Source organism: Rhodopseudomonas sp. WA056 (assembly GCF_010906995.1).
Lineage (GTDB): Bacteria > Pseudomonadota > Alphaproteobacteria > Rhizobiales > Xanthobacteraceae > Rhodopseudomonas > Rhodopseudomonas palustris_G.
Genome location: NZ_QPFS01000258.1, coordinates 1 through 741, shown reverse-complemented (window position 1 = coordinate 741; position 741 = coordinate 1). Strand labels below are relative to the sequence as shown.

Sequence of the window (741 nt, the reverse complement as noted above, 5' to 3'; positions counted from 1 at the left end):
CGTCCACCCCCACCCGACCGGCCTTACGGCCGGCCACCCTCCCCGCAAGGGGGAGGGAAGACTTCGGCGAACGCGGCGAGACAAACGGACACCCTATGGCCGCCTACGGTCTCTACACCCACATCGCCGCCAACAAGACCCGGTCGATCGTGTTGCTGATCGGGCTGTTCGTGCTGGTGTATGTGCTGGTCTATGCCGGCGCCCTGATCGCCGAGGTGGTGATCGACGGCGGCCGCACGGTGTCGGACTATCTGCGGGCCGCGGCGGCCGACCTGATCCAGGCGGCACCGTTCGCCACCGTCGGCGCGGCGCTGTGGATCGTGATCGCCTACTTCTTTCACCAGAAGCTGATCGACGCCGTCACCGGCGGACATGCGGTGACGCGGGCCGAACAGCCGCGGCTGTATAATCTCCTGGAGAACCTGTGCATCTCGCGCGGCATCCCGATGCCGAAGCTGAAGATCATGGACAGCGCGGCGCTGAACGCCTTCGCCAGCGGCCTCAATCCGAAGCAATACGCCATCACCGTGACGTCGGGGCTGGTCGACCGGCTCGATGATGCCGAGATCGAAGCGGTACTGGCGCACGAGCTGACCCACATCAAAAACGGCGACGTGCAGATGATGGTGATCGCGGTGATCATCGCCGGCGTCGTCGGGTTTTTCGGCGAGCTGATGTTCCGGCTGTTCTTCCAGGGCGGAGTCAGAATCGGCGGCGGCTGGTCGGGCGGCGGTTCGTCGT

General features: G+C 65.6%; 1 protein-coding gene. It reads left to right on the top strand.

Annotation, left to right across the window (positions count from 1 at the left end):
• Positions 1 to 95: 95 nt before the first annotated feature.
• Positions 96 to 741, top strand: a 646-nt coding sequence (locus DU475_RS23905) for a M48 family metalloprotease (RefSeq protein WP_164633528.1), incomplete at its 3' end; no start/stop codon positions are given.